The 24,670-nt window shown below is 73.4% G+C and carries 22 protein-coding genes and 1 pseudogene; 10 read left to right on the top strand and 13 right to left on the bottom strand.

What is annotated here, in order from left to right; translation table 11 throughout:
- Positions 1 to 308: 308 nt before the first annotated feature.
- Positions 309 to 3,056, top strand: a complete 2,748-nt coding sequence (ppdK, locus tag CHR28_RS26235) for a pyruvate, phosphate dikinase (RefSeq protein ID WP_373453389.1) — start codon at positions 309 to 311, stop codon at positions 3,054 to 3,056.
- A 194-nt stretch (positions 3,057 to 3,250) separates the two neighbouring features.
- Positions 3,251 to 4,597: an erythromycin esterase family protein gene (locus CHR28_RS26230; protein ID WP_094056159.1), complete on the top strand. Its 1,347-nt coding sequence runs from the start codon at positions 3,251 to 3,253 to the stop codon at positions 4,595 to 4,597.
- Positions 4,598 to 4,671: 74 nt separating this feature from the next.
- Here CHR28_RS26230 and CHR28_RS26225 read toward each other — a convergent pair whose 3' ends face one another.
- From CHR28_RS26225 to CHR28_RS26205, 5 genes are all read right to left on the bottom strand, one after another.
- Positions 4,672 to 5,190 (bottom strand): NUDIX hydrolase, encoded by a 519-nt coding sequence (locus CHR28_RS26225; protein ID WP_094056158.1) that lies wholly within the window; start codon positions 5,188 to 5,190, stop codon positions 4,672 to 4,674.
- Positions 5,191 to 5,282: 92 nt separating this feature from the next.
- Complete coding sequence (locus CHR28_RS26220) at positions 5,283 to 5,771, bottom strand: excalibur calcium-binding domain-containing protein (protein WP_094056220.1); 489 nt, start codon at positions 5,769 to 5,771, stop codon at positions 5,283 to 5,285.
- Positions 5,772 to 5,882: 111 nt separating this feature from the next.
- Complete coding sequence (locus CHR28_RS26215; protein WP_094056157.1) at positions 5,883 to 7,040, bottom strand: alkaline phosphatase PhoX; 1,158 nt, start codon at positions 7,038 to 7,040, stop codon at positions 5,883 to 5,885.
- Positions 7,041 to 7,237: 197 nt separating this feature from the next.
- Positions 7,238 to 8,722 (bottom strand): sensor histidine kinase, encoded by a 1,485-nt coding sequence (locus CHR28_RS26210; protein WP_094056156.1) that lies wholly within the window; start codon positions 8,720 to 8,722, stop codon positions 7,238 to 7,240.
- A complete protein-coding gene (locus CHR28_RS26205) occupies positions 8,719 to 9,468 on the bottom strand; it encodes a response regulator transcription factor (RefSeq protein ID WP_094056155.1) in 750 nt (249 codons plus the stop codon). Before CHR28_RS26205 ends, CHR28_RS26210 begins: the two co-directional genes overlap by 4 nt.
- A 217-nt stretch (positions 9,469 to 9,685) precedes the next feature.
- Between CHR28_RS26205 and CHR28_RS26200 the strand changes: the two genes are divergently transcribed.
- Positions 9,686 to 10,291, top strand: a complete 606-nt coding sequence (locus CHR28_RS26200; RefSeq protein WP_094056154.1) for a carbonic anhydrase — start codon at positions 9,686 to 9,688, stop codon at positions 10,289 to 10,291.
- Between the two features lie 455 nt (positions 10,292 to 10,746).
- Complete coding sequence (locus CHR28_RS26195; RefSeq protein ID WP_256984410.1) at positions 10,747 to 12,459, top strand: SulP family inorganic anion transporter; 1,713 nt, start codon at positions 10,747 to 10,749, stop codon at positions 12,457 to 12,459.
- A 62-nt stretch (positions 12,460 to 12,521) separates the two neighbouring features.
- Here the strand turns inward: CHR28_RS26195 and CHR28_RS26190 are convergent, their stop codons facing one another.
- The 4 genes from CHR28_RS26190 to CHR28_RS26175 form a co-directional block, all read right to left on the bottom strand.
- Positions 12,522 to 13,460 (bottom strand): SMP-30/gluconolactonase/LRE family protein, encoded by a 939-nt coding sequence (locus CHR28_RS26190; protein WP_094056152.1) that lies wholly within the window; start codon positions 13,458 to 13,460, stop codon positions 12,522 to 12,524.
- A gap of 131 nt (positions 13,461 to 13,591) precedes the next feature.
- Positions 13,592 to 13,942, bottom strand: a complete 351-nt coding sequence (gene nirD / locus CHR28_RS26185) for a nitrite reductase small subunit NirD (protein WP_094056151.1) — start codon at positions 13,940 to 13,942, stop codon at positions 13,592 to 13,594.
- Positions 13,939 to 16,545 (bottom strand): nitrite reductase large subunit NirB, encoded by a 2,607-nt coding sequence (gene nirB / locus CHR28_RS26180; RefSeq protein ID WP_094056150.1) that lies wholly within the window; start codon positions 16,543 to 16,545, stop codon positions 13,939 to 13,941. Before nirB ends, nirD begins: the two co-directional genes overlap by 4 nt.
- A complete protein-coding gene (locus CHR28_RS26175) occupies positions 16,545 to 17,762 on the bottom strand; it encodes an NAD(P)/FAD-dependent oxidoreductase (RefSeq protein ID WP_094056149.1) in 1,218 nt (405 codons plus the stop codon). The genes nirB and CHR28_RS26175 overlap by 1 nt, the downstream gene beginning before the upstream one ends.
- 153 nt (positions 17,763 to 17,915) lie before the next feature.
- Between CHR28_RS26175 and CHR28_RS38850 the strand changes: the two genes are divergently transcribed.
- The 3 genes and pseudogenes from CHR28_RS38850 (at position 17,916) to CHR28_RS38840 (ending at position 18,734) form a co-directional block, all read left to right on the top strand.
- Entirely contained in the window at positions 17,916 to 18,218 is a 303-nt protein-coding gene (locus CHR28_RS38850; RefSeq protein WP_306437579.1) for a TSUP family transporter, read from the top strand.
- A pseudogene (locus CHR28_RS38845) lies at positions 18,215 to 18,430 on the top strand (TSUP family transporter); the annotation flags it as partial. The gene CHR28_RS38850 and the pseudogene CHR28_RS38845, both read left to right, overlap by 4 nt.
- 163 nt (positions 18,431 to 18,593) lie before the next feature.
- Complete coding sequence (locus tag CHR28_RS38840; protein WP_306437578.1) at positions 18,594 to 18,734, top strand: hypothetical protein; 141 nt, start codon at positions 18,594 to 18,596, stop codon at positions 18,732 to 18,734.
- Here CHR28_RS38840 and CHR28_RS26165 read toward each other — a convergent pair.
- A complete protein-coding gene (locus tag CHR28_RS26165; protein ID WP_094056148.1) occupies positions 18,731 to 19,627 on the bottom strand; it encodes an NAD(P)-dependent oxidoreductase in 897 nt (298 codons plus the stop codon). The two genes, CHR28_RS38840 and CHR28_RS26165, sit on opposite strands and share 4 nt — an antisense overlap.
- A 106-nt stretch (positions 19,628 to 19,733) precedes the next feature.
- On the opposite strand from CHR28_RS26165, the gene CHR28_RS26160 reads away from it, so the two are divergent.
- Positions 19,734 to 20,126 carry a winged helix-turn-helix transcriptional regulator gene (locus tag CHR28_RS26160; RefSeq protein WP_094056147.1) on the top strand — a complete coding sequence of 131 codons (393 nt, stop codon included), beginning with the start codon at positions 19,734 to 19,736 and terminating at the stop codon, positions 20,124 to 20,126.
- Here CHR28_RS26160 and CHR28_RS26155 read toward each other — a convergent pair.
- A complete protein-coding gene (locus CHR28_RS26155; RefSeq protein WP_094056146.1) occupies positions 20,064 to 20,765 on the bottom strand; it encodes a class F sortase in 702 nt (233 codons plus the stop codon). The two genes, CHR28_RS26160 and CHR28_RS26155, sit on opposite strands and share 63 nt — an antisense overlap.
- A 111-nt stretch (positions 20,766 to 20,876) precedes the next feature.
- Positions 20,877 to 21,398, bottom strand: a complete 522-nt coding sequence (locus tag CHR28_RS26150; protein WP_094056145.1) for a hypothetical protein — start codon at positions 21,396 to 21,398, stop codon at positions 20,877 to 20,879.
- Positions 21,399 to 21,666: 268 nt separating this feature from the next.
- Here CHR28_RS26150 and CHR28_RS26145 point away from each other — a divergent pair, with 268 nt between their 5' ends.
- Complete coding sequence (locus CHR28_RS26145; protein WP_094056144.1) at positions 21,667 to 22,275, top strand: NADPH-dependent FMN reductase; 609 nt, start codon at positions 21,667 to 21,669, stop codon at positions 22,273 to 22,275.
- 174 nt (positions 22,276 to 22,449) lie between these two features.
- Here CHR28_RS26145 and CHR28_RS26135 read toward each other — a convergent pair whose 3' ends face one another.
- Entirely contained in the window at positions 22,450 to 22,872 is a 423-nt protein-coding gene (locus CHR28_RS26135; RefSeq protein ID WP_094056143.1) for a gamma-glutamylcyclotransferase family protein, read from the bottom strand.
- A 139-nt stretch (positions 22,873 to 23,011) separates the two neighbouring features.
- On the opposite strand from CHR28_RS26135, the gene CHR28_RS26130 reads away from it, so the two are divergent.
- The gene (locus CHR28_RS26130; protein WP_094056142.1) at positions 23,012 to 24,667 is read left to right on the top strand and encodes a M4 family metallopeptidase; all 1,656 of its coding nucleotides are present in this window, start codon (positions 23,012 to 23,014) and stop codon (positions 24,665 to 24,667) included.
- The last annotated feature ends 3 nt before the right edge of the window (positions 24,668 to 24,670 follow it).

Raw genomic sequence — 24,670 nt, 5'->3', positions numbered from 1 at the left:
AGCGGATCTTGAGCGGCTGCACTTCCTCAAAGGGTGGCACTGAGTGCCACCCTTTGATCGTTCATCGAGCGAAATCAAGTGTGCGGAAACACCGCTCACATGAGCGCTCAGCAGGGTGCAGGAAGGTTCTTGCGTTCAAGAAGTGAAAACATGCGGCTGTGATCGCTTGCCGAGCCTTGACTTTCGATCCGCTGGCGGACGAGTGGTTACAGGCGCATGACGCGCGAGTGGACCTCCCCAGAAGCCTTTGATCTGGGTATGTTCCTCGCCGTCAGGGCAGCCACCGCGTCCTCGAGGAGTCGAGACCCGTGTCGGAAAACAAAGATCTCCCGGTAGCCGAGCAGGCCGCGAGCGTTGAGGGCGTGAAGTTCGTTTACGACTTCACCGAGGGCAACAAGGACCTCAAGGACCTCCTCGGTGGCAAGGGCGCCAACCTCGCAGAGATGACGAACCTGGGCCTTCCGGTCCCGCCCGGGTTCACGATCACCACCGAGGCCTGCAAGGTCTACCTGGACAGCGGCGAGGAGCCGGCGGCACTGCGTGACGAGGTGAGTGCGCACCTCGACGCGCTGGAGGCCCGCATGGGCAAGAAGCTCGGCCAGGCCGACGACCCGCTGCTGGTGTCGGTGCGCTCGGGCGCCAAGTTCTCCATGCCCGGCATGATGGACACCGTCCTGAACATCGGCCTCTCCGACAAGTCCGTGCAGGGCCTGGCCAAGCAGGCCGGCGACGAGCGGTTCGCGTGGGACTCCTACCGCCGCCTGATCCAGATGTTCGGCAAGACCGTGCTGGGCGTCGACGGCGAGCTGTTCGAGGACGCGCTGGAGGCGGCGAAGGCGGCCAAGAAGGTCACCGTCGACACCGAGCTGGAGGCCGCCGACCTCAAGAAGCTCGTCACCAAGTTCAAGAAGATCGTCAAGACCGAGGCCGGACGGGACTTCCCGCAGGACCCGCGCGAGCAGATGGACCTGGCCATCAAGGCCGTCTTCGACTCCTGGAACGGCGACCGGGCCAAGCTCTACCGCCGCCAGGAGCGCATCCCGCACGACCTGGGCACGGCCGTCAACGTCTGTTCCATGGTCTTCGGCAACCTCGGCCCCGACTCCGGCACCGGCGTCGCCTTCACCCGCGACCCCGCCTCCGGCCAGCAGGGCGTCTACGGCGACTACCTGCAGAACGCGCAGGGCGAGGACGTCGTCGCGGGCATCCGCAACACCGTGCCGCTCGCCGAGCTGGAGCGGATCGACAAGAAGTCGTACGACCAGCTGATGCAGATCATGGAGACGCTGGAGAACCACTACAAGGACCTCTGCGACATCGAGTTCACCATCGAGCGCGGTGTGCTGTGGATGCTCCAGACCCGCGTCGGCAAGCGCACCGCGGGCGCGGCCTTCCGCATCGCGACGCAGCTGGTGGACCAGGGCCTGATCGACGAGGCCGAGGCGCTCACCCGCGTCAACGGCGCCCAGCTCGCGCAGCTGATGTTCCCGCGCTTCGACGAGAGCGCCAAGGTCGAGCAGGTCGGGCGCGGCATCGCGGCCTCCCCGGGCGCGGCTGTCGGCAAGGCCGTCTTCGACTCCTACACGGCCGTCAAGTGGTCCCGCTCCGGCGAGAAGGTCATCCTGATCCGCCGCGAGACCAACCCCGACGACCTGGACGGCATGATCGCCGCCGAGGGCATCCTCACCTCCCGCGGCGGCAAGACCTCCCACGCGGCCGTCGTCGCCCGCGGCATGGGCAAGACCTGTGTCTGCGGCGCCGAGGAGCTGGAGGTCGACACCAAGCGCCGCCGGATGACCGTGCCGGGCGGACACGTCGTCGAGGAGGGCGACGTCGTCTCCATCGACGGCTCCACCGGCAAGGTGTACCTCGGCGAGGTGCCGGTCGTGCCGTCGCCGGTCGTGGAGTACTTCGAGGGCCGGATGCACCCGGGCGCCGACGACGCCGACGAGCTCGTCGAGGCCGTCCACCGCATGATGGCCTTCGCCGACCGCAAGCGCCGCCTGCGGGTGCGGGCCAACGCCGACAACGCCGAGGACGCGCTGCGCGCCCGCCGCTTCGGCGCCCAGGGCATCGGCCTGTGCCGCACCGAGCACATGTTCCTCGGCGACCGGCGCGAGCTGGTGGAGCGGCTGATCCTGGCCGACACGGACGCCGAGCGCGAGGAGTCCCTCAAGCAGCTGCTGCCGCTGCAGAAGCAGGACTTCGTCCAGCTCTTCGAGTCGATGGACGGCCTGCCGGTCACCGTCCGCCTGCTGGACCCGCCGCTGCACGAGTTCCTGCCCGACATCACCGAGCTGTCGGTCCGCGTCGCCCTGGCGGAGTCCCGCCAGGAGCCGCACGAGAACGAACTGCGCCTGCTCCAGGCGGTGCACCGCCTGCACGAGCAGAACCCGATGCTGGGTCTGCGCGGTGTCCGTCTCGGCCTGGTCATCCCCGGTCTGTTCACCATGCAGGTCCGGGCGATCGCCGAGGCCGCGGCCGAGCGCAAGGCCGCCAAGGGCGACCCGCGCGCCGAGATCATGATCCCGCTCGTCGGGACGGTCCAGGAGCTGGAGATCGTCCGCGAGGAGGCCGACCAGGTCATCGCCGAGGTCGAGGCGGCCTCCGGTGCCGAGCTGAAGCTGTCCATCGGCACGATGATCGAGCTGCCGCGCGCCGCCCTGACCGCCGGTCAGATCGCCGAGGCCGCCCAGTTCTTCTCCTTCGGCACGAACGACCTCACCCAGACGGTGTGGGGCTTCTCCCGGGACGACGTGGAGGCGAGCTTCTTCACCGCGTACCTGGAGAAGGGCATCTTCGGGGTCTCCCCGTTCGAGACGATCGACAAGGACGGCGTCGGCTCGCTGGTGAAGCTGGCCGCCAAGGCCGGCCGCGAGACCCGGCCCGACCTCAAGCTCGGCGTCTGCGGCGAGCACGGCGGCGACCCCGAGTCGGTCCACTTCTTCCACGAGGTCGGACTCGACTACGTCTCCTGCTCCCCGTTCCGCATCCCGGTCGCCCGCCTGGAGGCGGGCCGGGCGGCCGTCCAGTCCCAGGGCAGCGACCACCGCTGACCCGGGGGTGGAGAACCCGGAGCCGTCGGCGGTCCCCGACCCTCACCGATCGCGGCGGCTCCGGTCCACGAAGGAGAGCGGGCCCCACCCTGTGCGGGGGCGGGGCCCGCTCTCGCGTTCCGTTCAGGTGGGCGCGGGTTCCGTTCAGGTGGACGCGGGTTCGCCGCCGGGGCGGGCCGGGCACGTATGCCGGCATGTCGTCACTGCGTCCCTGGACCCTCCTCGTGCTGGCGGTGGCCCTCCTCGCCCCGGCGCCCGCGGCCGCCGCCGGGCGCACGCCGCCGGATCCGGTCGTGGCGGCCCTGGAGCGGGGCGCGCGTCCGCTGCGCACCGCCGAGCCCGGCGGGGACCCGCGTGACCTGGAGCCGCTCGGCCGGGCCGTCGGGGACGCCGCCGTGGTCGGGATGGGCGAGGCGACGCACGGGTCACACGACTTCCTCACCCTGAAGGACCGGGTCTTCCGGTACCTCGTGGAGCGGCGCGGCTTCCGTACGTTCGCGCTGGAGACGGCCTGGAGCACCGGGGTCCGGCTGGACGACTACGTCGTGCACGGCAAGGGCGACCCGGAGCGCATCATGCGCGAGGACCTGCAGTACACGTACGCGCTGAACCCCACCGCCGAGAACCTGGCCCTGGTGCGGTGGATGCGGGAGTACAACCGCCGCCATCCGCACGACCCGGTCCGCTTCATGGGCGACGACTGGGGCTACACCGGCCCGGAGCTGTACGACCGGGTGACGGACTACGTCGCCCGCGTCCGGCCGGGGCTCGTGCCGCGGTTCGAGGCGCTCTACCGGGGGCTGCGGCCGGCCGTGCCCTCCGGTGAGTACCAGCGGGCGTATCTGGCCCGGCCGCTCGCCGAACGGCGGGAGATGGCCGCCAGGACCGGCCGCGCCCTGCGCCTGCTGCGCGCGCTCGCGCCCGGCCAGACGGCCGCGCGCCGGGAGTTCGCCGAGGTCCTGCGGCACGCCACGGTCATCGACCAGACCGCCACCGGGTACGGCTTCGACTTCGAGGACCCGGACCAGGTCGCCGACGCCATGCGCCGGCGGGACCAGGACATGGCGGACAACGTGCTCTGGTGGCAGGCCCACACCGGGCACCGCGTCCTGCTGTCCGGGCACGACAACCACATCGGCTACCGGCCCGAGGACCCGCAGGTCCTGCCCCGGACCCAGGGCGCGGTCCTGCGCGACCGGCTCGGCGGCGGCTACACGAGCGTCGGACTCACCTTCGGGCAGGGCTCGTTCAAGGCCACCGACCCGGAGGAGACGCGGATGCTCACCCACACGGTCGGCCCCATGCCGCCCGGCAGCAACGAGCACACCCTCGACCGGGTGCGCCACGACCGCTGGGTGCTGGACCTGCGCACCGCCCCGGCCCCGGCCCGCCGCTGGCTGGCCGGGGCCCGGCCCACGCGCAGCGTCGGCACCGCCTACCCGCAACCCCGCAACACCTACGACATCGCACTGGCCCGCACCTACGACGTCCTGATCCACCAGGACCGGGTACGGGCCGTGGACCTCCTGCCCGCCCCCTGAACGGCCCTCACCGCCCGCACGGCACCGGGGCCGACGTGGACCGGGGAGCGCGGCCACGAGACGCCCCGCAGGACTCACACCGGCAGGCCTTCCCGCAGCGGTACGACCGTGCCGGCCAGGGCCGCGGTGTGCAGGGCGGTGAGCGCGGGCAGCGCGGGCAGCAGGGCCGTGGAGCCCAGCTCGTCCAGGGCGAACAGGCCGTGGTCGTCGTGCTCGCCGCTGCGCCGCACGGTCGCCTCGGCGGGGAGCCGGCCGCCGTAGTAGTAGAAGTCGATCACCGGGCCCGTGCCCTTCACGTCGGCGCGGTGGTCGTAGCCGACGAGCCGGGGCGGGCCGTCCAGCACCAGCCCGGTCTCCTCGTGCACCTCCCGGCAGGCGGCACCGACGGGGTCCTCGCCGTGGTCGAGCATGCCGCCCGGCAGCCCCCAGAGCCCGGCACCCGGCTGGCCCGCGGCGTAGCGCAGCAGCAGGATCCGGTCCTCCGCGTCGAGCAGCAGGACGCAGGACGCGACGATGGTCTGCGGCAGCGTCTTGACCCACTCGGCACGCGGCAGCACGCGCGGTACGTCGGTGGCGGGCGCGGTCGTGTCCACGGTGATGTCCCTTCCGTCGGCAGGACAGCCCGGACGAACTGCCCCCAACGGAGGAACGGCCGAACCCGCCGATGGTCACCGACGGGTCCTGCTCAGGTGTCGCAGGCGACCCCGTCACCGTCCCGGTCCAGGTGGGAGGCGTAGCCCGGTTCACCCCGGCGGATGGGGGCGGCGCCGGCGGCCCGGACCTCGCTGCAGTTGTCGTAGTACACGGCCGCGCCGCCGCCCGTGCCGGCGTCGCTCCCGCCGTCGTCGGAGCCGCCGGCCGCCGGCCGGGCGGTGACGGTGGTGGTGGCCCGCACGGTCTTCGTCGCGGTGACGGTGGGCGCCGGTTCCGGCTTCTCGGCGGCCGGGGTCGCGGTGGTCGTGGCCGTCGTGGTGACCGTGACGGTCGGCCGCGGCTTCGCGGACGCGGGCTTCGCGTCGGTGCCGCTCTCCCCGCCGCCGGCCCCGATCCCGGCGCCGAGGAACAGGGCCAGAGCGAGGGCGGGCAGCACATAGCGCTTGCGGGCCCAGCGGGGCGCCGGCCGGTCCGGCCGTGGGTACGGACCGTTGTGCGGTCCCGCGTACGGATTGGTCATGGTCATCCCCCCAGCGGTGGTACGTGAGGGGATGACCGTAGGACCGGGCGGCCCTGGATGAGGGAGAGGTGACCATTTTGTGATGGTCACGTGAAGCCCGGCGGGTGGGGCCTACACGCGGAACGGGCCGCGGACCTCGTAGGTGATGCCGCCCGAGGAGCTGCCGGTGGTGCCGCGCTGGCTGGAGAAGTACAGGCGGGTGCCGTCCGGGGAGAAGGCCGGGCCCGTGATCTCCGAGGCGGACTGGCCGTCGACGCGCAGGAAGGGGGCGACCACGTCGGCGGGGGTGATGACGCAGATCTCCATGGTGCCGCCGTCCTCGGCGACGAAGAGGTCGCCGGAGGAGGAGCCGGTGACGTTGTCCACGCCGGTGAGGGGGGCCGTGCCGGATGTGACCAGGGAGTCGTCGTAGGCGAGTTCGATGGTCTGCGCGGCGGCGTTGTACTGCCAGACGCGGTTGTCGCCCTTGGTGGTGAACCAGCAGGTGTCGTCGGCGTAGTAGCAGCCCTCGCCGCCGTTGAAGCGCTTGGCGCCGGAGACCTGGTTGCGGGTGGCGGTCGCGCCGGTCGGGTCGGGCACGCGCGCCCAGGTGACCGGGCCGCTCGTGCCGCTGCCCGCCACCATCACCTCCAGCGTGCCGGAGGAGAGGTCGCCCCAGGTCGTCGGCCGGAAGCGGTAGAAGCAGCCGTCGGTGACGTCCTCGGTCAGGTAGACGACCCGGCGGACCGGGTCGGCGGCCGCGGCCTCGTGCTTGAACCGGCCCATCGCGTCCCGGCGGACGGCCGCCTTCACGCCCCAGGGGTCCGTCTCGTAGACGTAGCCGCGGTCGACCTCCTCGCAGGACAGCCAGGTGTTCCACGGGGTCGTGCCGCCCGCGCAGTTCTGGCGGGTGCCGGACAGGACGCGGTACGCGCCGGTGATCGCGCCGGTCGACGAGAACTTCACCGCGCTCGCGCCGCCCGAGGGGTTGATCTCGGAGTTGGAGACATAGATCCAGCCGGTGCCGTCGGCGTAACAGGCGCCGCCGTCCGGGGCGTTGTGCCAGGTGTACGACGTGCTGCCGACCCGCTGGCCGGAACGGGCGATCACCCGGCTCGTGAAGCCGCTGGGGAGTCTGATGCCGTTGGCGTCCGGGGCGCCCAGCGCCCCGTAGGGGCCGGTGCCGGGCTGGGCCGGGGCCGCGTACGCGGCGCCGCGCCACAGGGTTCCGCCCAGGGCGGCGGACGTACCGCCGAGGACGGCCGCACGCAGGAGGCTACGACGTTCCACTCTCACTCCAGAGGTGCCGTACCGCCCCGCCGCCGGTCGACGGCAGGGTCGTGCGTGGGGGGAGGCGGAAAGGGACGCTAGAGGCACCGGGTTGACGGGGCGTGGACAGCCAGTGGCCGGCGAGCGGCATGCTGTGAGCCGCCTGTGGGTGAGAGGCGGCGGGGCTCCGGGAGGGCGGGGCGGTGTTGCCGGGAGGGTTACGCGGGGAGGGCCGGGGCTTCTCGTCTGGGCCTGCGGGGGCGGTCTCCGTCCGGGCCCGGTTCCTCGTCGGGCGGGCGGGCCGCCGGCAGGCGGATCACCACGTCCAGGCCGCCCGTCGCCGCCGCCTGCAGGGTCGCCTCGCCGCCGCTGGCGTGCGCCAGACGCTGCACCAGGGCCAGTCCGAGGCCCGTGCCGCCCTTGGGCGCGCCCGGGGCGCGCCAGAAGCGGTCGAAGGCGCGGGCCCGCTGCTCCTCCGTCATGCCGGGCCCCTCGTCGGTCACATGCAGGTCGACCCAGCGCGGCCGGGACTCGCGCAACGCGCGCCGGGAGGGGACCCGCAGCCGCAGCTCGATCGTGACCGTGCTGCCCGCCGGGGACGCCCGCAGGGCGTTGGACAGCACGTTGTCCATGATCTGCTCGACCGCTCCCGGCACCGCCAGCACCGGGCCCACGCTCCCCGCGAACAGCACGAGGGAGACGTCCCGCTGCGCGAACACGGGCCGCCAGGTGCGGTGCCGCTCGGCGCAGACCCCGCCCAGGTCCACGGTCACGGGGATGGCCGCGTGCTCCTCCAGCCGGGCCATCGCCAGCAGTTGCTCCACCATCCGGGCGAGCCGGTCCGTCTCCGTGACGGCGGCGGTGAGGCTGCCCCGCGCCCGTGCGGCGACGTCCGGCTCCAGGTTCTCCAGCCGCAGCCGCAGCGCCGCCAGCGGCGTCTTCAGCTGGTGCGAGGCCTCACCCGCGAACGCCCGCTGCGAGGCCAGCAGATGGGCCAGCCGCGCCCCCGTGCGGTTGAACGCGGCGGCCAGACTGCGCACTTCCGGCGGGCCCTTGGTGATCGTCACCGGCGCGAACCGGCCGCCCTCGGCCAACTCGTGCGTGGCCTCCTCCAGTTCGCGGATGGGCCGCCCGGCCCACCGGGCGAACGCGAACCCCACCACCGCCACCGCCGTCAGCACCGCGAACCCGCCCAGCGCCAGCAGCAGCCACACGTGATGGACCCGCTCATGCACCGTCCGCGTGGGCACCGTCAGCCACACGGCACCCACCGGCCGCGCCTCCTGCCCCACCGGCGCGGCCACCGACAGGTACTCCACGCCGCCGATGGTGGAGGTGCGCACGTCCACCGTCGACGTGCCCCGCAGCGCCGCCGCGATGCCCGGCCGCGACGCCAGGCCGCCGGACATCCCGGCGTCCCCCGGGTGCGAGGCCGCGAGCGGCGTCCCGGCCGCGTCGACGATCACCACCTTCCCGCCGATGCGCCGCGCGCAGTGCGCCACCCGCTCCGGCAGGTCCCGCTCGCCCCGCCCCGCCGCGAGCGACAGCGCGGCGTACGCCGAGACCGACTCGGCCTCGTCCGTCGCCGCGTTGACCACCCGCTCCCGCTCCCCGCGCGAGTACACGAAGCCCAGCGGGATCTCCAGGCAGAGCAGCACCAGCACGGCGAGGCTGAGGTAGCCGAGCAGCAGCCGGCGGGTCACGGAGAGGCCGCCGGGGCGTGCGGCCCGTGCACCGCCAGCCGGAAGCCGACGCCGCGCAGGGTGCGGATCCACGCCGGGTGCCCCAGCTTGCGGCGCAGCGCCGCCACATGGACGTCGAGCGTCTTGGTGGGGCCGTCGTAGTGCGGGTCCCAGACGCGGTCCAGGATCTGCTGGCGCGAGTAGACCGCGCCGGGGTCCTCGCTGAGCAGCGCCAGCAGGTCGAACTCCTTGGGCGTGAGCGGGACGGCGGCGTCACCGACCCACACCTGGCGGGTGCGGCGGTCCACGACGAGCGGGCCCGGGTCCTGCGCGTGCGCGGGCTCGGGAACGGGAGCGGGGGCGACGGCGGGGTCCGGGGCGGCCGGCGCCTCGGGGAACGCCTGGGAGGTGCGCTGCGTGCGGCGGGTCACCGCGCGTACGCGGGCGACCAGTTCGCGCACGCTGAAGGGTTTGGCCAGGTAGTCGTCGGCGCCCAGCTCCAGGCCCAGCACGCGGTCGGCCTCCTCGCCCCGGGCGCTGAGGATCAGGATGGGCACGTCGGACACCTGCCGGATGCCCCGGCAGACGTCGATGCCGTCCATGTCCGGCAGTCCGAGGTCGAGCAGGACGACGTCGTTGTACGGGCCTCTCAGGCCGTCCGTCCCGGTGGCCACGTGGTCGACCGTCAGCCCGAAGTGGCCGAGCCCCTCGGTGAGCGGCTCGGCGATGGTCTCGTCGTCCTCGATGAGCAGCACTCGTAGGCCCATACGTCCTGTCTCTCCGTGAATCCGGCATGAATCCGGGCAGCGTGAATTCGCATGGCCTGCCGCGGAGTCCACACGCTACAAGAAGACGCTGCCCGTGGGAATGCAGGACAAAGAATGTTCCATTCCTGGACGGATGCTGGACTTTCCTTAACCTTCCTCTGCAGGTCGCCCGTCTACGGTGGATGCACCAGGTGAAACCGCAGCTCAGGAGGTCGAGTTGAAGGCACTGCTGGATCGCGCCCGTACGTTCAGGACGCGCGTGGATTTCGACAGCGGCACATTTCGGAAACTGGCCGAAGGGCAATATCCGGAGGTGTTGTTCATCACCTGCTCGGACTCGCGTGTCATTCCCGCGCTGATCACGGGCGCACGGCCCGGCGAGATATTCGAGCTGCGTAACGCGGGCAATATCGTGCCGCCCTGCGGACGGCCCGCGGCCTCCGGAGAGGCGGCCACCCTCGAGTACGCACTGGAGGTGCTGGGGGTTCAGGACATCGTGGTGTGCGGTCACTCACACTGCGGCGCGATGGGCGCGCTGAAGTCCGGCGACGACCTGTCCGCGCTGCCCGGCGTGGACGCCTGGCTGCGCATCGCCCGCCCCGAGCTGGCCTCCGTGCTGGAGTCGGCCCCGGACGACCCGTCGCTGCCGGAGGTCTCCCAGGGCAACGTCGTCAACCAGCTCGCGGCCCTGCGCACGTACCCCGTGGTCCGGCAGCGCCTCGACGCGGGCCGGCTGCGGCTGCACGGCTGGTACTACGAGGTCGACACGGGCTTCGTCTACGAACTCGGCCCCGAGGGCGACTTCCGGGTGCATGCCGCGTGAGCGGGGCACACGCCCGCGGCCGCGGCCGCGGCCGGGCCGGAGCCGCCGCCCCGGCCCCCGGCCGGGCAACGGCCAGCGGCCCGGTCACGGCCCCGGGCGGCGGGGGTACGGCGGGGAGCTGGGGCGACGGCGGTACGACGGGGGAGTGGGGCGGCGGCGGTTCGGCCGGGGAGTGGGGCGGCGGCGGTACGGCCGGTGAGTGGGGGTCCGGCCCGGCGGCCGGCACCGGGGGGTGGGAGACCGCGGACCTGTTCGGCGGGGGCGGCACCGGGGGCGCCGCATGGGGTCCGGGTGGAGGTACCGCCCGACCTGCCGGGGCAGGGGGCGCGGCCGGGGGGCCGCGGGTGGGTGCCGTCCGGGAGCCCGAGGCACGTGCGGCACGCGCGGCCCGGGGCGCTCAGGAAGTGGCTGTCGGCGGATCCGGCGGCGCCGGGGGACTTGGTGCACTCGGCGGGGTGCTCCGTGGAGCTCTCGGCGGTAAGGGCGGGGCCCGGGGCGATATCGGCGTCGACGTCACCGCCTCGCTCGTCGTCTTCCTCGTCGCGCTGCCGCTGTGCATCGGCGTCGCCGTGGCCTCCGGTGTCCCGGCCGAGCTCGGGATCATCTCCGGGGTGATCGGCGGGCTGGTCGTCGGCGCGATCCGGGGCAGCACGCTCCAGGTCAGCGGCCCGGCGGCCGGACTCGCCGCGCTGGTCGCGGAGACCGTCGCCGACGTCGGCGTGGCCATGCTCGGCGTGATCGTGCTGTTCACCGGCCTGCTGCAGATCGTCCTCGGGCTGGTGCGGCTCGGCCGGATGTTCCAGGCCATCTCGGTCGCCGTGGTGCAGGGCATGCTGGCCGGCATCGGCGTGCCGCTGATGTTCAGCCAGGCGTATCCGATGGCCGACGCCAAGGCCCCCGGCACGCCCGTCGAGAACATGGCTGGCATCCCCGCCCTGCTGGCCGGCGTCCTGACGGACCCGCAGGCGATGATCGCCACCCTGCTCGGCGTGGTCACGATCGTGCTCAGTTTCGTGTGGAAGAAGGTGCCCGGCCCGGCCGGGAAGATCCCGGCCGCGCTGGTCGCCGTCGGCATCGGCATCGTCGTCGCCGCGCTGCCCGGCGTGGACGTGAGGACGCTCCAGGTCGGCAATCTGCTCGCGTCCGTACAGGTGCCGGGCGCGGAGCAGTTCGCCCGACTCGCGGACGGGGCGGTGATCACCGCCATCCTCACCTTCACGGTCATCGCGTCCGCCGAGAGCCTGTTCACGGCCGCCGCGGTGGACCGTATGCACAGCGGTCCGCGCACCCGCTACAACACCGAGCTGATCGCCCAGGGCGCCGGCAACACCGTCGCCGGGTTCCTCGGCGCGCTGCCCATCACCGCGGTGGTGGCGCGCAGTTCCGCCAACGTCCAGGCCGGGGCGAAGACCCGGCTCTCCCGCACGCTGCACGGCCTGTGGCTGCTCGCGTTCGCGCTGCTGCTGCCCCAGGTGCTCGCGCTCATCCCCATCTCGGTCCTCGCGGGCGTGCTCGTGCACAGCGGCTGGAAGCTGTTCGCCCCGGCGGAGTTCCCGAAGATGTGGCGGCAGGACAAGGGCGAGTTCGCGGTGATGACGCTGACCACGCTGGTCATCGTGGCGACCGCGCTGCTGGAGGGCGTGCTGTTCGGGCTCGCCGCGGGGATCGTGCTGGCGGCGCTGCGCATGTCGCGGACCGTGGTCCGCCAGCACGTCGAGGACGACACGGCGAACGTCGTCATGGCGGGCAACGCCACGTTCCTGCGGCTGCCGCAGGTGATCGAGGCCCTGGAGGCCGCCGCCGCGTCCGGGAAGCGGCGGATCCGGCTCGACCTCACCGGCGTGACCCACCTGGACCACGCCTGCCGCAGCCAGGTCGAGGAGTTCACCGCCCAGCAGCGGGAACTGGGCCTGCGCGTGGAGCTGTTCATGCCGGGCGAGGAGACGCGCCCGGACCGTGCCCCGGACGCCGCCGCCCCGAATGCCGCCGCTCCGGACGCCGCCGCCCCCGGGGTCCCGGTGCCGGGCCGACTGCCCCGGCGCCGCCCGGTCGCCGCCCCGGCGGACGGACCGGCCCGGCCGTCGCCCCTGCCCTCCGCCGACGCCGAGTGGTTCTACCTCGACACCCGGCCCCTGCCGGAGGAACAGCGCCACGGCGCCCCGCTGTAGCGGTCACGGGCCGCACCACGCCCGGGTCCGGAACCGGGCCCGGGCGTCGCCCCTGGATGCGGCTACAGCGGCACGGCCACCGCGTTGAACGTCGTCTCGGGCGTCTGCGGGCTGGTGAAGCGGGCGTTGACGAGGTAGAGGCGGTCGCCCCAGCGGGCGGCCGTCGCCGGCACGTCGAAGCGCGGGTCGGTGATCGTCCTGGCGAGGGTGGCGGTCCTGGCGTGCCGGTCCAGGTGCCACACGGTGACCTTGTTCAGGCGGTTCTGCACGACGTACAGCGTGCGGCCGACGCGGACCAGGCCGTCGCCGTTGGTCACGTCGGCCGCTCCCTCCAGGGCGATCACGGTGGCGTGACCGGTCCGCAGGGACACGCGGTACAGGCGGCCCGCGTTGACGACGATCAGCGCGCTCCCGTCGGGGGTGGCGACCAGCCCGTTGGCGCTGTTGGTCCCGGCGGGCGCCTGCACCCACTCGCCGCCGATCGGCAGGGCGCGGACCCTGCCCGCGCGGCCGCGCGGCACGCCGTGCAGCACCGCGGCGCGGGAGTCGGTGAACCAGGCGCGGTCCTCGTGCAGCACCACGTCGTTGACGAAGGGCGCGGCGTCCTCGGTGAGCCGGTGGGTGGTGAGCAGCTCGCCGGTGCGCGCGTCGACGATCCGCGCGGTGCCGCCGCCACCCCCGGCCACGTACAGCAGCCCGTCGTGGTCCAGCTTCAGACCGATCGACGTGAGCCCCGGGCCGCCCGCGTGCAGCACCCGGCCCCGGCCGGTGCGCAGGTCGGTGCGGTACACGGCGCCGTTCGCGCGGGAGCCCAGGTACGCGTACGGCCTGCCGCCGATCGTGATGCCCTCGGGCAGCCAGCCGTCGGGCAGCGGGAACTCGGCCGGCCAACGGCTTTCACCGGCGGCCTGCGCGGCTGGAGTGCCGGCGGCCACGGTGAGCGCGGCCACGGCCCCGCCGAGCACCGTGCGCCGGGACGGCCGGGGGTGGTTCCGGGTCATGGTCGGACCTCCAGGAAGGTGGGGGTGTGACGCGACGCATCCGATGAAACGCGACGCACCCCCGGAGGCGAACCCGGTCGGCGGAACCCGACAGCAACTCGACAGCGTGCGCGGTGAGCCGGCCCCGGCCGTTACGCGGTCCGCACCGCGTACGCCGTCACCCGCACCGTCTCGTCGTCCAGGCACTGGCCGGAGGCGAGGTCGAAGCGCTGCTTCAGCAGCGGGGAGGCGACGAAGGGGCGGCCCCGGTGAGTGCCCGTCAGCCCCCGGGAGAGGACGGCCGCACCCGTGAAGGGGTCGCGGTTGTCGAGGGCGAACAGTTCGCCGGTGCGGTCGCGGAAGATCGCCGCCTGGCGGCCGTCGGGCAGCAGTGCCGCCACCCCGCGGCCCGGGAGCAGCGTGCTCAGGTCGCAGACCGTGAACCAGTCGCCGTCCAGGGAGAGCTGGACCTTCAGGTCGGTCGTCTCGGGAGCCAGGGTCATCGCTGGGCGCTTCCTTCCAGGACGTCGGCGGGCCGCGTGCCGATGGACAGCAGCGGCAGGTCGGGCTTCATCTGGTCGCGCTCGGGCACGAACGCGACGACCGGGTCGGGGGTGTCCGGCGCGTTGACGAAGGACACGAACCGGGCCAGTTTCTCGGGGTCGTTGATGGTCTCGGACCACTCGTCGCGGTAGTGCGCGACATGGGCCCGCATCAGCTGTTCCAGCTCGTCGCAGATGCCGAGCGAGTCGTGCACGACGACGTCCCGCACGTGGTCCAGGCCGCCCGGGATCCGCTCCAGCCAGGTCGAGGTGCGCTCCAGGCGGTCGGCCGTACGGATGTAGAACATCAGGAACCGGTCGATCAGCCGGACCAGTTCGGCGTCCGACAGGTCCTGCGCGAGCAGGTCGGCGTGGCGCGGGGTGGCGCCGCCGTTGCCGCCGACGTACAGGTTCCAGCCGTTGGCGGTGGCGATCACGCCGAAGTCCTTCGACTGGGCCTCGGCGCACTCGCGCTGGCAGCCGGAGACCGCCGACTTCAGCTTGTGCGGGGAGCGCAGACCCCGGTAGCGCAGCTCCAGGTCGATCGCCATCTTCACCGAGTCCTGGACGCCGTAGCGGCACCAGGTGGAGCCGACGCAGGACTTCACCGTGCGCAGCGACTTGCCGTAGGCGTGGCCCGACTCGAAGCCGGCGTCCACCAGCCGTGCCCAGATCAGCGGCAGCTGCTCGACGCGGGCGCCGAACATGTCGATCCGCTGACCGCCGGTGATCTTCGTGTAGAGGCCGAAGTCGCGGGCGATCTCGCCGATGACGATGAGCTTCTCCGGGGCGATCTCGCCGCCGGGGATGCGCGGCACGACCGAGTACGAGCCGTTCTTCTGCAGGTTGGCCAGGAAGTGGTCGTTGGTGTCCTGCAGCGCGGCCTGCTCGCCGTCCAGGACGTAGCCGCTCGCGCCGATCGTCGGGGCGAGGGAGGCGATGATCGAGCCCACGGCGGGCTTGCAGACCTCGCAGCCGTCGCCGCCCCGGGCCTCCTCGCGGCCGTGGCGGTCCAGCAGGTCCTGGTAGGAGGTGATGCGCAGGGCCAGGACGATCTCGTACAGCTCCTCGCGGGTCTGGGCGAAGCAGCCGCACAGGCCCTTGTCGACCTCGACGCCGGACGCCTCCAGCTCGGCGGTGACCAGCTGGCCGAGGACCTTGACGCAACTGCCGCAGGTCGTACCGGCCTTGGTGCACTTCTTCACCTCCGGCACGGTGGTGCACTGGTGCTCCGTGACCGCGCCGCGGATGGTGCCCTTGGTGACGTTGTTGCAGGAGCAGATGATCGCCTCGTCCGGCAGCGCGGCCGGGCCGAGCTGGGCCGGGGCGCCGGCACCGGCGGGCAGCACCAGCGACTCGGGCGAGACGGGCGGGACGGAGCCGGTGAACGCCTTCAGCGTGCCGTAGGCCTCCGCGTCGCCGACCAGGATGCCGCCGAGCAGCGTGCCGTCCCGGGCGATGACCAGCTTCTTGTACAGGCCCGCCCGGGAGTCGGAGTAGACGACGTCCAGGCAGTCCTCGGCGGTGCCGTGCGCGTCACCGAAGGACGCCACGTCCACACCGAGCAGCTTCAGCTTGGTGGACAGGTCGGCGCCGGTGAACTCCGCCTCGTCCCGGGCGATCGTCGCGGCGGCGGTCTCGGCCTGCTCGTAGCCCGGCGCGACCAGGCCGTACACCCGGCCGTCCGCCGCCAGCGCGCACTCGCCGATCGCGAACACGTGCGGGTCGGCGACCGAACGGCACTGCTCGTCGACCGCGATGCCGCCGCGCTCGCCGACGGTCAGGCCGCAGTCGCGGGCCAGCTGGTCGCGCGGGCGGACACCGGCGGAGAACACCACCATGTCGGTGGCGAGTTCGGAGCCGTCGGACAGCTTCATGCCGGTCACGGCACCGTCCTCGCCGACGACGATCTCCTGCGTGCCCACGCCCGTGTGGACGCTCAGGCCCATCTCCTCGATGGTGCGCAGCAGGGCGGCGCCACCGCCCTCGTCGACCTGGACGGGCATCAGCCGGGGCGCGAACTCCACGATGTGCGCGTCGAGTCCGAGTCCCTTCAGCGCTCCCGCGGCCTCCAGGCCGAGCAGCCCGCCGCCGACCACGGCGCCCGTGGTGGCCCTGCTCGCGGCGTACTCCTCGATGGCGAGCAGGTCCTCGATCGTGCGGTAGACGAAACAGCCCTCGGCGTCCTTGTTCGGCACCGGCGGCACGAACGGGTAGGAGCCGGTGGCCAGGACCAGCACGTCGTAGTCGACGGCGAGTCCGGAGCGGGCGGTGACCCGGCGGGCCTCCCGGTCGATCGTCTCGGCCGGGTCGCCGATGTGCAGTTCGATGCCGTGGTCCTCGATGAACCTCATGTCCGTCACGGACAGGTCCTCCGGACTCCGGCCCGAGAAGTACGAGGTGAGCTGGACCCGGTCGTACGCCGGACGCGGCTCCTCACAGAGCACGACCACGCGGTGCGTGGCGGTCAGGCCGCGCTCGGCGAGCGCTTCGAGGAAGCGCTGGCCGACCATGCCGTGGCCGACGAGCACGATCGTGGGGGTAGCCCCGGGGGTGGCCGTCATCAGGAGCCTCCATCGTTGGTGAGCAGGTGGAGCAGCGGGCCGCCGTCGGAGGGGAGCGGCTCTGCTCCCTCCCAGGCGCGGGCGAGCGCGCCGACGGTGCCGAGTTCGCCGACGAGAACCCCGCCGACCAGGCGGTCGTCGCGGACGACGACCTTGCGGTAGGTGCCGCGGGTGGCGTCGGTGAGCTGGACGACGTCGTCGCCCGGGAGCGCCTCGGTCTCGCCGAACGCGGCGAGGTCCAGGGGGCTGTCGTGCCCGTCGAGCGTGAGCCGGGTCAGGGAGCGGGTGCCGGTGTAGCGGGCGGTCGTGTCGCCGGCCAGCAGGGCCGCGAGGGCGTCGGCCTGTTCCAGCGCGGGAGCGGCGAGGCCGTACAGGACGCCGTCGTGCTGGGCGCAGTCGCCGATCGCGTGGATGTGCGGGTCCGAGGTGCGCAGCTCGTCGTCGACGACGACGCCCTTGCGGACGTCGAGGCCGGCGGCCTGCGCGAGACCGGCCCGGGGGTGGACACCGCAGGCGACGACCACCAGGTCGGCGTCGAGGGCGTACCCGTCGGCCAGCTCCACGGAACGGACCGCGCCGCCCACGCAGCGCACGTCCCGCACACGGCACTCGGTGTGCACCTCGACGCCCAGGTCGCTCAGGTGCCGCCGCACGAGCCGGGAGGCGGCCGGGTCGAGCTGGCGCTCCATCAGCCGCTCGGACTGCTGGGCGAGCACCACCTGGGCACCGCGCAGGGCGAGCGCCCGGGCCGCGGAGACCCCGAGGAGCCCGCCCCCGATGACGACCGCCCGCACACCCGGCCGGACCGCCTTGGACAGGCCCAGGCAGTCGTCCATGGTGCGGAAGGCGTGCACGCCCTCGGGCAGTTCCCGGTCCTCGGTGAACAGGCCGCGCAGGGGCGGCAGCACCGGGTTCGAGCCGGTGGCCAGGACCAGCCGGTCGTATGCGATCACCGAGCCGTCCGCGCAGGCGACGCCGCGCCGCTCGCGGTCGATCCCGGTGACCCGTGCGCGCACGACCCGCGCGGGTGCCGGCAGGGCGATCACCTCGGGGCTGTACCGTCCGGCCAGCACCTCGGCGAGCAGCACCCGGTTGTACGGCCGGTGCTCCTCCTCGCCGATCAGGGTCGCGGGCGTGCCGAGCTCACCGAGCCGCCGGGCGAGCCGTACGCCCGCGAGGCCGGTGCCGATCACCACCACACGCTCGTTCGAGGTCATGACGTCGAGCGTGCGATGCCGGTGTTACCCGGCAGCATCACATCTGTTTCCCACGGGGAACGCTGCCCTCAGCAGGGGAGCGGGGAGGGTGTGAGGGTTCCGGGATGCGGGCGGCGACCAGCGGTGAGGCGCGCTTCGCATAGGGTCGCGATCATGCCCGACATATCGCTGACCATGATCGTCCTGCTCTGTCTGGCGGCCCTCGCCGCCGGCTGGATCGACGCCGTGGTCGGCGGCGGGGGCGTCCTGCTGCTGCCGGTGCTGCTGCTCGGCCTGCCGTCGCACACGCCGGCCGCGCACGCCCTCGGCACCAACAAGGCGGTCGCCATCGTCGGCACCACGGGCGCGGCCGTGACCTACGCCCGCAAGGCCCGGTGGACGTGCGCACGGCGGTCCGCATCGGGCTGGCCGCCCTCGCCGGCTCCTCCGCCGGGGCCTTCTTCGCGGCCGGGATGAGCACCGAGGTCCTCAAGCCGGTGATCATGGTGGTGCTGCTCGGCGTCGCCGCGTTCGTGATCCTGCGGCCCGTGTTCGGCACGGCCCCCGCGACCGGCCCGGCCACCCGCCGGCAGATCCTCGCCGCGATCGGCCTGGCGGGCCTCGGCATCGGCTTCTACGACGGGCTCATCGGCCCGGGCACCGGCACGTTCCTGGTCCTCGCCCTCACCGCCGTGCTCCACCTCGACCTGGTCACGGCCTCCGCCACGGCCAAGATCGTCAACTGCTGCTCCCCCAAGCTCTCGTCTCCGCTCGAACAGGGGGACCCCCACCGCCGGCGCCCTGGCCACCTTCGCCTGGCAGGGCGCGGTCCTGTGGCAGCTGGCCGCCCTGATGGCCGTCTTCAACCTCGCGGGCGGCACCCTCGGGGCCCGCACCGCCCTGAAGAAGGGCAGCGGCTTCGTCCGGATCGTGCTGCTGACGGTGGTGTTCGCGCTGGTGGGCAATCTGGCGTACGAGCAGTGGATCGCCTAGGAGCGGGCGCGCAGGTCCAGCAGTTCGATCATCCCCGTGCCGTCCTCGTCCCCGTGCCCCCGCGCCACCCGCTCGCGCATCAGCTCCAGGTACGGCGTCAGCAGCTCGGGGCTGACGCGCTGTTCCTCGGCCGTGCGCAGGAAGGTGGGGATGCCCGCCGCCTGCATCGCCAGGTTGGAGACCACGCCCTTGGTGTAGTCGCCGCTCTGCAGCTGCTCGGCGGTCTGGTGGACGGCCGGGGCCATCGCGGTCAGCCACCCGGCGAGCAGCGGGGCGAAGTCCTTCGGGGCGATGTCCTCCCCGCGCACCAGGGCGAAGGCGTGGAGCACGCCCGCGAACATGCCGTTCATGGCGCTCAGCAGCGCCACGTCGTGCAGCGCGGCGAAACCGGGGTCGGACCCCACCCAGCGGGTGCCGGCCGGGACGGCGAGGGTGTCGCGGTGCTCCTCGAACAGCTCTTGGGAACCGCTGTAGAAGACGTAACCGCCGGACTCCGGGACCCCGATCATCGGCGGTACGGCCATGATCCCGCCGTCCACGAACCGCGCGCCGCGCGCCCCGGCCCAGGCGGCCCGCGCACGGCCCTCGCCCGGGGTGCCGGTGGTCAGGTTCACCAGGTCCCGTCCGGTGAGGTCGGCGGCGTCGAGGGCCTCGCCCACCGAGGCGTCGTCCAGCAGGCAGACCACCACCAGGCGGTTCACGGCGACGGCCGCGGCGGCGCTCGGCGCGACGGCCGCGCCCTCGGCGGCGAGGGCCTCGGCCCGGGCGGGGGTGCGGTTCCAGACGGTCACCGGATGCCCGGCGGCGAGCCAGGCACGGGCCAGGGCGCTGCCCATGGCGCCGGCGCCGAGCAGGGTGACGGGGGTGCGGGGAGCAACTGCGCTGTCGGTCATGGCGTCTAGGCTCGTCGCAGGGGCAGCGCCTGCTCAAGTACGCACATGGAAGTGGGTGGTTACCTCGCGGGAAGGATCCAGGCAGCGGCAGGGGAGGAGCGCGGGCATGGGGACGACGGGGCGGCGCCCGGGGGCGTACGTGTGCGGGATCGACGCCGCGATGGACGTGATCGGCGGCAAGTGGAAGGTGCTCGTGCTGTGGGCGCTGCACGAGCGGCCGTGCCGCTTCGGCGAGCTGCGCCGGGAGCTGCCGGGCATCACCGAGAAGGTGCTCGCCTCGCATCTGCGCGAGATGGAGGCCGACGGGCTGGTGCACCGCGAGGCGTACGACGAGGTGCCGCCGCGCGTGGAGTACTCCCTGACGCCCCGGGGCGTGGCCCTGAACGAGGCGCTGGAACCGCTCGGGGTGTGGGGCAGGACCCACGTCCTGGGCGGGTCACCGGCTCCCGGTGAGGTGCGCGAAGACGACGACGTTCCCCTGGTAGCCGGTGGCGCGTGAGTAGGCGCCGCCGCAGGTGATGACCCGCAGCTCGGGGCGGCGGGCGGCGCCGTAGACCTTCTCGTCGGGGAAGTCCTTCGCGGCGTACGCCTCGACGGCGTCGACGGTGAACACGGCGACGCTGCCGTCCCGCCGGTCCACCTCGATCGTGCTGCCCTTGCGCAGGGCGCCGAGGCCGTAGAAGACGGCGGGCCCCTCGGCGTTGTCGACATGGCCCGCGACGATCGCCGTGCCCCGCTCGCCGGGGGTGGTGCCGGCCTCGTACCAGCCGGCCAGGTTCGCGCGCGCGGCCGGTGGCACGTCCAGGCTGCCGCTCCCGGTCAGCCCGAGCCCGGTCAGGGGCGCGTCCACCCGGATCGCCGGGATGCGGATGCGGTCGGGCGGCGAGGGCGGCAGCGCCGGCGCGGCGGGCCCCTCCGGCTCACCGGCCCGCCCGTCCAGACCGTCCCGGCCCTCCACACCCGCCCGCCCGTCCTGTCCGGCACGGGCCTGCGCGGCCGACGGCTGCGGCGGGGCGTGCGTCGTGGTGCCCTCGCGCAGCAGCCACACCCCGCAGCACAGGGCGAACACCGTGACGGCCGCCATGGCCGCGTTCGCCGGGTTGCCCACGGGGCCGCCGGACCTGGGGAACCTGCGCATACCCACCCTTTCCTCGACTCCGGCCCCGTGCCCCCTCCGGGCCGCGAGGGGCGTCGGACCCGGAGGGGGAGGGGACCTGCGGTACCGGCGACGGACAGCGGAGGGTGTCCGTCAGATCCCGTCGCCTCTCGCCCGGCGATGCAGGAGCCAGGTACCGCCCGCGGCGGCGACGGCGAGGGCCGCCACTCCGGCCGCGGTCTGCACGGGATCGGGGCCCAGGGCGCCGCCGACCCCCGTCTTCACACTCCCCCGGGGATGCACCTGCTCGTGCCCGGCCGTGAGCGTGACCACCAGGTCCCCGGTGACCCGCCGTCCGCTCCCGGCGCACGCCGCGGTGATCTCGTACGTGCCCGGCTGCGCGCTCGGCGGCACCCTGAACCGCCCGCTCGCCGCCGTCTCGTACCGGTCCGGCGCCAGGGTGAAGGCACCGGCCCCGACCGCGCTGGCGTCACCGGCCGCCGTGCCGTCCTGCCCGCAGGCCGAGGTGCGCACCGTGACGTGCGCACCGGGCTCGACCGCGGCGGGGGACACCCGCAGGTCACCCGCCGGGGCGCCGTGCGCGGGGACGGCGGCGAGAGCGGCGGAGGCGACGGCGAGCGCGGTGGCGGTCAGCGGCCGGGCGGTACGTCGCATCGGTGCTCCTTCGAGCTGTTCGGTCGTGCACCTGCCCTTCCGAGGTAACGGGCAGCGCGGCCCGAGCGCTTTCTGAGAGCCCGTCAGAATTGGGGTGAACGGGTGTCGGACGCGCCCGCCCGACGGTCCGTCAGGTGGCGTTTTGCCAGGTCACGGGCAGATCGGCGGGCGAGTGCGGAAATTCGCGGCCGGCGCGGGTGAACGGGTGACCCGCGACCGCGTGGCCGGACTTGACCTCAAGCAAGGTTGAGGGATGAGGCTGTGGCGCATGAAGACAACCGCTGACGCACCCACCGCCGAGCAGACCGACCCCCTCCGGGTGGTCCTGGTCGTCGGCAGCAACCGCCACGGCCGCTTCGGCCCGGTCGTCGCCGACTGGCTCCTGGACCGGCTGCGGGACCGTGACGACCTGGTCACCGAGGTCGTCGACGTCGCCGACGCCGAGCTGCCGACCTCCCTGGAACCGACGCCCGAGGCGACCGCCGTGCTGTCGGGCATCACCCCGAAGCTGGCCCGCGCGGACGCCTTCGTCGTCCTCACCCCCGAGTACAACCACTCCTTCCCGGCGGGCCTGAAGAACCTCCTCGACTGGCACTACGGCGAGTGGCGGGCCAAGCCGGTCGCGCTCGTCTCCTACGGCGGACTGGCCGGCGGCCTGCGCGCCGTGGAACACCTGCGCCAGGTCTTCGCGGAACTGCACGCCGTGACGGTCCGCGACACCGTCTCCTTCCACAACGCCGGAGCGTCCTTCGACGACCGGGGCACCCTGCGCGACCCCTCCGCCCCGAACGCGGCGGCCAAGACGATGCTGGACCAACTCACCTGGTGGGCCCAAGCCTTGAAGCAGGCCAGAACGACACACCCGTACACACCCTGAGGACCCCGTCAGGGGCGCGGGAAACGGCACGAGCACGCCCCGTCAGGGGCGCGGGAAACGGCACGAGCACGCCCCGTCAGAGGCGCGGGGAACTGCGCGAGCAACCACAACGCACCCGCACCGGCACACGACCCGCGCCCCCCACCTGCCTCCCCTCCCCCTCGCCCCCACCCCCTACCGCCCCCGCCACTCCCCACCCGCGACCCGCCGCCCGGCACCCCGCAGTCGCGCCGCCACATCCACCCCGGCCACATACACCCAGGCCCGCACCCCCACCCCGTCCGCGTCCCGGACCACCTTCCGCTCCACCCGCACATACAGGCTCCGCGGATCACCCGGCACGTACTCCTCCAGCCGGTCCAGCTCCCCGAGCAGCCCCGCGTACGCCTCCGGCCGGGCGGTCACCAGCTCCCCGCGCACCACGCCACCGCCCGGCTCCTCCACCGCGTACGGATAGCCCGGCCCCTCGTACAGCACCGCGTCCGCCAGCACCCCCGGCTCCTCGGAGCGGACGCGGCCGCGCAGGAACAGGTCGTGGTTGACCTCCCCGGGCCGCAGGGTGCCGTAGACGAAGAAAGGCAAGGTCGGCAAGGTCACACGAACGATTCTGCACCCTCACACACCTCCACAGCGGGGCTATGGACATGACACGTCGGTGACGCCTTGACTCGCGGTCGACATCAACGCCGCACCCGGTCGACCCCACGCGACCGGGTGCGCCCGTACGAGGAGACCGATGAGTCGGATACGTCATGTCCGCGGTTCCCGTCTCGCCACCGCCGGTGCCGCCGCCACCTCGGTCGCCGCCCTCGTGGCCACCGTGCTCCCCCAGACCGCCGGCGCGGCCGGCGCCGCCGACCGGCCCACCCGGGCCGCCGCGATCGAGGCGGCCGAGACCGTGCTCGCGGACCGCGCCGCGGACCTCGGCCTCACCCCGCAGCAGCGGACGAAGGTCCGGGACGTCGTCCTCGACGCCGACGGCACCCGCCACGTCCGCTACGACCGCACCTACCACCGACTCCCCGTCCTCGGCGGTGACTTCGTCCTCCACCTGAACCCCGACGGCACCTACCGCGGCACGAGCCGGGCCACGACGTCCCCGCTCGCCCTGGCCACCGTCACCCCGAAGGTGGCCGCGCCCAGGGCCGCCGGCCTCGCGGCGAACCTGCTGCGCGCCGCACACCTCGGCGAGACCCTGCGGAGGCTGACCGCCAAGCCCCGCCTGGTCGTCGACGCCCTGCACGGCGCCCCGAAGCTGGCCTGGCAGACCGACGCGGTCGCCCACGACGACCTCGGCAACCCGGTCGGGCGGACCGTGCTGACCGACGCGGCGACCGGCGCCCGGATCGACGCCTGGGACACCCTGGAGTCCGCCTCCGGCGACGGTGCCTCCCTCTACGGCGGCACGGTGCCGCTGGAGACGACGGCGTCCGGGTCCACGTACCGGCTCTCGGACGCCACCCGCGGCGGCACCTACACCGGCGACGCCGCGAACAAGACGGATCAGTGCCTGCTGACGATCTGTCTGACCCGCGCGCCCGCCACCGTCTTCACGGACGCCGACAACCACTGGGGCACCGGCGCGGCGGCCGACCGGGCCACCGTGGCGGTGGACGCCCAGTACGGCACGGACGTCACCTGGGACTACTACAAGGAGGCCCACGGCCGCAGCGGCATCGCCGGCGACGGCAAGGGCTCGTTCAACCGCGTCCACTACGGCAAGGACTACAACAACGCCTTCTGGGACGACACCTGCTTCTGCATGACCTACGGCGACGGCGACGGCAAGCTGATGGGCCCGCTGGTCTCCCTGGACGTGGCCGGGCACGAGATGACCCACGGCGTGACGTCCAAGACGGCCGCGCTGCGGTACTCGGGCGAGTCCGGCGGCCTGAACGAGGCCACCTCGGACATCTTCGGCACCCTGGTGGAGTTCCACGCGGCCAACGCCGAGGACCCGGGCGACTGGCTCATCGGTGAGAAGGTCGTCCGCTCCGGACTCGGCCGCGAGGCCCTGCGCTTCATGGACAGGCCCTCCAAGGACGGCAAGTCGGCGGACTGCTGGACCGCGAAGCTCGGCGACCTCGACGTGCACTACTCCTCCGGCGTCGGCAACCACTTCGCCTACCTGCTCGCGGAGGGCAGCGGCGGCAGGACCGTCAACGGCGTCGCCTACGACTCCCCGACCTGCGACGGCTCCACCGTGACCGGCATCGGCCGGGCCAGGCTGGGCCGGATCTGGTACCGGGCGCTGACGGTCTACATGACGTCCTCGACCACCTACGCCGACGCCCGCACGGCGACCCTGAGCGCGGCGAAGGACCTCTACGGCGCCGACAGCGCCGAGCAGAAGGCGGTGGCGGCCGCCTGGAAGGCCGTCGCGGTGAGCTGACCC

It is taken from the genome of Streptomyces sp. XY006, assembly GCF_002237655.1.
GTDB classification, from domain to species: Bacteria; Actinomycetota; Actinomycetes; order Streptomycetales; family Streptomycetaceae; genus Streptomyces; species Streptomyces levis.
Note: the sequence above shows the minus strand (reverse complement) of the source record. Positions and strands in the feature narration are given on the sequence as shown.

What these genes read in the sequence shown, in the direction of transcription:
- CHR28_RS26230 (WP_094056159.1), top strand. Translation starts at nt 3,251, where the DNA reads ATGTCGTCACTGCGTCCCTGGACCCTCCTCGTGCTGGCGGTGGCCCTC.
- CHR28_RS26220 (WP_094056220.1), bottom strand. Translation starts at nt 5,771, where the DNA reads ATGACCAATCCGTACGCGGGACCGCACAACGGTCCGTACCCACGGCCG.
- CHR28_RS26205 (WP_094056155.1), bottom strand. Translation starts at nt 9,468, where the DNA reads ATGGGCCTACGAGTGCTGCTCATCGAGGACGACGAGACCATCGCCGAG.
- CHR28_RS26190 (WP_094056152.1), bottom strand. Translation starts at nt 13,460, where the DNA reads ATGACCCGGAACCACCCCCGGCCGTCCCGGCGCACGGTGCTCGGCGGG.
- nirD (WP_094056151.1), bottom strand. Translation starts at nt 13,942, where the DNA reads ATGACCCTGGCTCCCGAGACGACCGACCTGAAGGTCCAGCTCTCCCTG.
- nirB (WP_094056150.1), bottom strand. Translation starts at nt 16,545, where the DNA reads ATGACGGCCACCCCCGGGGCTACCCCCACGATCGTGCTCGTCGGCCAC.
- CHR28_RS26175 (WP_094056149.1), bottom strand. Translation starts at nt 17,762, where the DNA reads ATGACCTCGAACGAGCGTGTGGTGGTGATCGGCACCGGCCTCGCGGGC.
- CHR28_RS38850 (WP_306437579.1), top strand. Translation starts at nt 17,916, where the DNA reads ATGCCCGACATATCGCTGACCATGATCGTCCTGCTCTGTCTGGCGGCC.
- CHR28_RS38840 (WP_306437578.1), top strand. Translation starts at nt 18,594, where the DNA reads ATGGCCGTCTTCAACCTCGCGGGCGGCACCCTCGGGGCCCGCACCGCC.
- CHR28_RS26165 (WP_094056148.1), bottom strand. Translation starts at nt 19,627, where the DNA reads ATGACCGACAGCGCAGTTGCTCCCCGCACCCCCGTCACCCTGCTCGGC.
- CHR28_RS26160 (WP_094056147.1), top strand. Translation starts at nt 19,734, where the DNA reads ATGGGGACGACGGGGCGGCGCCCGGGGGCGTACGTGTGCGGGATCGAC.
- CHR28_RS26155 (WP_094056146.1), bottom strand. Translation starts at nt 20,765, where the DNA reads ATGCGCAGGTTCCCCAGGTCCGGCGGCCCCGTGGGCAACCCGGCGAAC.
- CHR28_RS26150 (WP_094056145.1), bottom strand. Translation starts at nt 21,398, where the DNA reads ATGCGACGTACCGCCCGGCCGCTGACCGCCACCGCGCTCGCCGTCGCC.
- CHR28_RS26145 (WP_094056144.1), top strand. Translation starts at nt 21,667, where the DNA reads ATGAAGACAACCGCTGACGCACCCACCGCCGAGCAGACCGACCCCCTC.
- CHR28_RS26130 (WP_094056142.1), top strand. Translation starts at nt 23,012, where the DNA reads ATGAGTCGGATACGTCATGTCCGCGGTTCCCGTCTCGCCACCGCCGGT.